The sequence below is a fragment of the Streptomyces sp. NPDC006879 genome (genome assembly GCF_042869595.1).
Lineage (GTDB): Bacteria > Actinomycetota > Actinomycetes > Streptomycetales > Streptomycetaceae > Streptomyces.
The window spans coordinates 1-6,465 of record NZ_JBIAGC010000085.1; the positions used below are offsets into that span (position 1 = coordinate 1).

Genomic DNA, 6,465 nt, shown 5'->3' on the forward strand with positions numbered 1-6,465 from the left:
CATCAGCTGCTCGAGCACAGCCTCGACCTGCTCCGGCGGAATCTGCCCGTCGCCAACGGCCTCGGATATCTGAGTCTCAGTCACGCGATCTTGCCATTCCGACCCGGCGGGGCCAACCCGGCCCCGCCCAAGTCATCAGATCACGGACTTACACGATCTTCCGGACACGCCCACCCGAGAGATCGCACGTGTGGCTGGTCGGGTTGTGACCGGTTGGGGCGCACAGCAGAGCAGGCACGGGCTTCGTGATCATTGGGTGTCTAAGCCAGATGATCATGAGCTGGCCCGTGCCTGCTGCTGCGCCTCGCCCATCCCTGCGGTGCTTCTGAAACTGGGGTCGCTGGATGCAGGTCGGATCGCCGACCTGCGCCCCTACTTCGACTCGGTGCCCGACCTGCACGCACAGCAGGGCCGGTGGCACTCACTCACAGCGATCCTTTTGGTGTGCGCCTGCGCGGTCGTCTCGGGCGTGAGGAACATCGATGAACTCGCCGAGTGGAGTCAGCGTGATTCGAACGCACGCCCCGGCAAAATGATCAATTACTGCGCCAAGTGACAGTGAATTCGGTTTCATCCATAGCTGTCACCTCTGCCCTGGTCACGATGGCGTTGTTCATGCCACGCCGCACCATAGTAGGCCGTTCCAGGTTCGGTGCGTTTGCGAGGGGCGCGTCGTTGACAAAGCATGCGCCGAAATCGATGCTACCGAAATCTGCTAGTGGTGCGGATTGTTGGTTGCCGACCCCAAATGCCTCGGCGATTACTTCAGCAGAAAAAGGGCTAGCACCTGCATAGTGACCATTCACTGTCCCAGAATAGTGCCAATTCTGGCTTAGGTTGTTTAGGAACAGGTCGTAACTGCGGTTCCCAGTGAAGTCTACGCGGGCGAAGATTACATCGCCTGGCGCAACAGCACCTACTCCAATTGGAATCTCGTCATCAGGGTAATTCTCCCACCATGCGTAGTGCGTAGTAACACCGTTCTCGATCTGCGCTAGGGTGCCGATCTGACAAACGTATGGATTGTTGGCATGCCCTCCGTTGAGGCCGACCCAGAAACTGGCATAGGTGTCTGTATTAGGGGTCGCTGTCACCGCCGGATGTATCCATGCCGCCTGGACGGATGTGACGGGATTATTGTTGTCTGCAATAGACACAAGCCCCGCCCAGTTGCCGGATTGGACATCTGCCGGCAGACCGACCTCGGGGGGGACGGGTTGGATGGGCCCACCAGGGTTCAGGTCGTCCCCACCAAGGTTTGGGCACCTAGCGATCACGTCACAATTGCGCATGTGGACTCCTTCTTCGGGTTGATGAAGGTAAGGGCTTACAGAAGAACAACTTGGTGATTCTGTGGCTTGACACCGCAGGTCAACACACTGCGCGCCCACATGTTGCTCTTCTGCAAACTTAAGGTGGATAACCGTCAACTTCTGCCGCGTTCAGCCATCACACCGTCGCACGAGGATGCCCTGCATTGCATTAGATATCCCATAAATTCTGGCGTCTGCCTACCAGTCAGGTTCTTTGAGAAGCGATCTTGTGTCCATGCCAGGCCGAGGGCGGTGAGGGGCCTCAGGTGGTTTCGGGCGGTGTGGCGGAGGGCGGCGGTGATGTTGGTGTGGCCGTCCTGACGGTGGACGCCGATGGCGAGGTTGCGCAGGCCGGCCATGACGCGGGGTAGGTGGCGGGTGCGGATGTGCGAGGCGTCCTCGTGGAAGGTGCGGTCGCGGACGTGGTGCAGCTGGTTCTCGATGCGCCAGTGGCCACGGATCCAGGCGCGAGTTCGCTGCCGTCGGCCGTGCCGGACGGCAGGCTCGTGACCAGGTAGATCCGTTCGATCGTCAGCTTGCCCGTGCCCATGTCCCGTCTCCAGGGCACGACTTGGAGTGCCTGGCGTGCGTGGCGATAGTCGATGTGGGCGAACGCGGCGGTCTTCAGGCGGCGGATCTCGTAGCGGTGGTGGGCCCGGGTGCGGTCGACGTGGTCCAGGCGGATGTCGCGCCAGGGAAGGCGGCGGACCTGCTCATGCAGTCCGGGGTGGTTCCGCTTGATGACGGCCAGGTAGTGAGCCCCGCGTTCGTGCAGGCCACCACGTCCGTGATCGGACCTTCCGTGAGGACGACTCCAAGGTCCGCACCGCCCAGCTGCCCCGCACGATGGCCAGTCTCCGAAACCTCGCCATCGGCCTCCACCGGCAAGACGGCCGCACCAACATCGCGGCGGCCCTCCGCCGCGCGGCCCGCGACTACCGCCGCCCCCTGACCCTCCTCGGCCTCACCGGATGAACCCAGACAAGATCACTTCACGCAAAGACCCTGCCCCGGCAGAATCCGACAAGCCGTCACATTCGACTCTCAGCAGGCGAACCTCCCACCTCGGCACTTCTCAAAGGCCCTGGTAGGCGGACCGCCACGAAACATCGAGGTTAAACCTCAAAATATGCGACTACTATCTGGCCGCATTCTAGCGAGTATATAACTCGAACATTCCCCGTGTGGGTATACTCTCGAAATAGAGTAAGAGGGATAACCTCTCCCAATTCGGGGGAGATGCTGATTTGCACGAGAGCTCGATCCAGTTGATCTATTTCGCTCAGGCTGAGCTTCTGCAGTTGCTGCCCCACAGAATGAGCTATGGCAACCGGAAAACGCGCCACTGCATGCCTTGGTGACACTGGAACCTTTCACACATCATGATGATCAGGAACCGTCGGGTCCCATCACTTAGTCAACTGGATGGGCTCCCGCACGCGTTGCATGGTGGCCGGTTCGCCGTGTGGACGATAGTGAGGCTATGACGTCGGTTGCACCGGGCAATACTGGACAAGCGCGGCGCTTGGGCGAGATGGTTTGGACCTCCGCGTTCGTCGACGCGGCGTCCATGCCGGCAAAGAGGGGGGCGATGACTGGACCGAACCCGGTCGATCGCGGCAAGGATGGCAGCAAACTGCACGCACTGCCCAAGGCCCAGGGCCTCCCGCTGGCCGTCGTGTGTCCGCGGCAAACACCAACGACAGCCTCGCCCTCAAGCCGCTGATTCACGGCATACCCGCCATCCGATCCCGCCGCGGGCCACGCCGGCGCAGGCGGTCAAGCTCCGCGCGGACAAGGCGTGTTCCTCCGCTGACCACCTCGCCTGGCTGCGCGAGAACGGCCTCATCCCGCGTATCGCCCGCCCGGGCACCGAGTCGAGCGAACGGCTCGGCCGGCACCACCGGAAGATCGGAAGGTCGATCGTCTTCGGCCGCTGCCTCACCATCCGATGCGAGCGGAGGGGCTCGCACTTCCTCGCCTTCCTCGGCCTCACAGCCGCCGCGATCTGATACCAGAGGCTCGCCGTATGAGACTTCATCTGAACCACCGATCACAGGGGCGATGATCAACGGTCGAATGGCATAGGCCAAAGAGTTCAGTCATGGCTTTCAGCCCTCCTTCGCCACACAGCGGGATCCAAGCGACCTAGTAGGCAACTCTTGTACCGACCGCTGCGTATAGCGAAGTCTCACAGATGCCTGACCCGCGCCGCATCGTCGCTCTCGTCCAGTCGTCCACACACGGGCTGAGCTGCAGCTATCCAGGTTAGATAAGCCGGTTCGCGATCGTTGTGCAGGGCACACGACCCGGTAAACACTGGAGTGGGCTGATCGAGTGATTGCCTCTAGAAGTGGTTGTGCTCACGTGGCACGTGAGGGGTAATTGCCCTCGTTGACGGGTTGACTGTCCATCTGGGAAGGCGCCACAAAGTCGGTGTGAACACTTCGCGAAGCGAGGCGATCCATTGAATCAGAAAGTCATGCGCAGATAGTGCGCGCGTGTTGCTTCTCGCCCACTCCGCCCGACCAACAGGAAGGACTTGCTTCGTGATGGAGAGTTCCATTTCGCGCCGTGCTGGAGATCCATTTGATCGAGAATGGGTTGACAGTTCACTTCGGGAACTAGCGCTGCGCGCCCGACAGGGGGAAAAGTCGAGTGACCTAACCCATGAGTTGATCTTGGAAATCTGGCCGTGGCTTAGACGCAAGTCGGATGCTCTAGCCCGGAGACTTCCGCCTGGTGCGGATAGGGATGGACTCCGCAGCGAAGTCATTTTGGAGGTCTTCAAAGCGGTGCAGTTGATCGACTGGGATCGGTATAGAGTGTGGCCCGCGCTTGTCAAAGCTCACCTACGCGCAGCTCAAACTGCAGCAGCTCGATCTGACGATGCTCTAACTAGAGGGCAACGGACTGCACGTCGAATTTATCTAGCGAAGCTAGAGGAATTCACACATCGTCATGGGCGACTCCCATCCAGCAACGAGCGACTGAAAATCGCACACCCGCTGAGCCCATACGGCGATTCAGTACCTGTAATGTTAGGAAAGAAGAGAATGGTGGACCTGTGTGGATCAGATGTCGAGACTACCCCTTCCAGGGCAACTCCTGAGGGCCACGTGATGGAATCTTGGAAGAATGATTGCATCCGCTCCTGGGTTCGAAATGACATACCGCCTGCTCTGCGGCCTGTGGCTCTACGGGCACTCGACGGAAGAAGGATTAACGCCGCCGAGCGGCGACGGCTGGAACCATTCGCAAGATTGCTGTTCGAGCGAATTAGTTAGAGGGTGTCTCACGTGGTGTGATGTCTGTGCGGCATGATGGCGGTCGTGGGTGCTGATCTGTCGCAGCGGCTGGTTCCTGATGGTCTGTGGGATCTGGTTGCCCCGTTGATGCCATCGTTCACGTCCCGTCCGCAGGGCGGTGGGACTGCCCCTTTGGACGAGCGGGCCGTATTCACAGCAGTGGTGTACGCCTAGGGCCTTTGAGAAGTGCCGAGGTGGGCGGTTCGCCTGCTGAGAGTCGAATGTGACGGCTTGTCGGCTTCTGCCGGGGGCGCTCCTGGACGCAGAACAGGCATGGCAGCTGGTGATCATGCGGGTGTCGAGTCCGTATGAGCACCGAGCGAGTCCATGCCTGCGCGCCCATCTTCCCGTATGCCGTCATGCCTTCAGCAACCCTGGATATTCAGCGGAATAGGACGAGCTGACGGATCAACAGCGAAAGGTGCCGCCTGGCCTGCGACGATGTGAGTGTCGAGTTCGCATCACGGCAGGAATCTGGGGCACCTTTCTGGTGACGAAGACTACTGGATGGGACCGGGGGCTGGTCGTGACGGCCACCGGCAAGGGACTGATCGGCCACGCGGGTGCGGTGCTGCTGCGACGGCTGGCAGACCGTACGGGGCTGACGGCCGCGCTGGCCGGGGTGCTGCAGGTCGGCACGGGAACGGGCTGGCGGGAACGAGCACCAGTGGTGGTGCAGCTCGCCGTCGCGATCGCGCTCGGCGCGAGGAATCTGTCCGAGGCCGAACAGCTCCAGGCCCACCACCGCAGCATGTTCGGGCCGTCGGTGTCGGACTCAACGGCCCGACGCACGCTGGCGGCCATGGACGCGCAGGTGCTGTCCGTACTCGCCCGGGCCAGAGCCGGGGTGCGACGGCATATGTGGTCACTCCTGGCCCTGCGGCCGGGTGGCTTCTCCTGGCTCACGATCGCCGGGAAACGCCTGCACCAGTGGGTGGTCGTCGACCTGGACGCCACAATCATCACTGCCGCCTCCAAGAAGGAAGGGGCCACCGCGCCCTGGAAGAAGTCCTACGGCTTCCACCCGCTCGCGGCCTGGTGCGCGAACACCACCGAGTGCCTGGCCATGCTGCTGCGCCCCGGCAACGCCGGCTCCAACACCGCCGACGACCACATCCGGGTCCTCTCCGACCCGCTCGCCCAGATCCCCGGCCAGTCGACAGCGAAGATCCTGGTCCGGGTCGACGGTGCCGGCGCCAGCCACGAGCTTCACGAGCACCTGCGCGACCTGAACACCCGGCGCCGCACGGTCCGCTTCACCACCGGCTGGAAGATCACAGACGCCGACGAGGCGGCGATCGCTCGCCTGCCCGAGAGCGCGTGGGAGACCTCGCTGAACCAGGACGGCACTGTTCAGGACGGCTACTTCGTCGCCGAGCTGACCGGGCTGAACTCCCGTCCCGGCTGGATCGCGGGGATGCGTCTGATCGTCCGCAGTGTCCGTCCCTCGGGCAGGCAGACGCGGGACCTGACCGCGTTCGAGAAGAAGACCGGCTGGAAGTACTCCATCACCGCCACCAACATCCACAAGATGACCCGCATCCGAGGCTCCCACCAGATCCAATGGCTGGACGCCGTGCACCGCCACCACGCCGTCGTGGAGGATCGCGTCCGCACGAACAAGGCCATGGGCCTGCACAACCTGCCCTCCAAGTCCTGGACGGTCAACCAGGCGTGGATGCTGACCGCGAATCTCGCAGCCGACCTCGACGCCTGGCTCCGCCTCCTTGCCCTCCACGACGAGGCGGACCTAGTACTGCAACCGCATGTGGGGGTCGTGGCCTCGGCGTTGGTAGTGGCATCGGCGGGCTCGGGCCTGGCTGCGGCGTCGGAAGTGTGACCAG

Annotated in this window: 4 protein-coding genes; 3 read left to right on the top strand and 1 reads right to left on the bottom strand. The window is 62.2% G+C overall.

The features are described 5' to 3' along the window. The first annotated feature begins 319 nt into the window (after nt 1–319). Nucleotides 320–556, top strand: coding sequence for a transposase family protein (locus ACFYMC_RS29410; RefSeq protein WP_388531107.1), 237 nt, complete (start codon nt 320–322; stop codon nt 554–556). Here ACFYMC_RS29410 and ACFYMC_RS29415 read toward each other — a convergent pair. Then, nucleotides 537–1,292, bottom strand: a complete 756-nt coding sequence (locus tag ACFYMC_RS29415; RefSeq protein ID WP_388531110.1) for a G1 family glutamic endopeptidase — start codon at nt 1,290–1,292, stop codon at nt 537–539. The two genes, ACFYMC_RS29410 and ACFYMC_RS29415, sit on opposite strands and share 20 nt — an antisense overlap. A gap of 867 nt (nt 1,293–2,159) precedes the next feature. Here ACFYMC_RS29415 and ACFYMC_RS29420 point away from each other — a divergent pair. Continuing rightward, on the top strand, nt 2,160–2,288 hold the full coding sequence (locus ACFYMC_RS29420; protein WP_388531113.1) for a hypothetical protein: 129 nt from the start codon (nt 2,160–2,162) through the stop codon (nt 2,286–2,288). Between the two features lie 2,823 nt (nt 2,289–5,111). Continuing rightward, nucleotides 5,112–6,461, top strand: a complete 1,350-nt coding sequence (locus ACFYMC_RS29425) for an IS1380 family transposase (RefSeq protein ID WP_388531116.1) — start codon at nt 5,112–5,114, stop codon at nt 6,459–6,461. Nucleotides 6,462–6,465: the final 4 nt, after the last annotated feature.

What these genes read in the sequence shown, in the direction of transcription:
- ACFYMC_RS29415 (WP_388531110.1), bottom strand. Translation starts at nt 1,292, where the DNA reads ATGCGCAATTGTGACGTGATCGCTAGGTGCCCAAACCTTGGTGGGGAC.
- ACFYMC_RS29420 (WP_388531113.1), top strand. Translation starts at nt 2,160, where the DNA reads ATGGCCAGTCTCCGAAACCTCGCCATCGGCCTCCACCGGCAAGACGGC.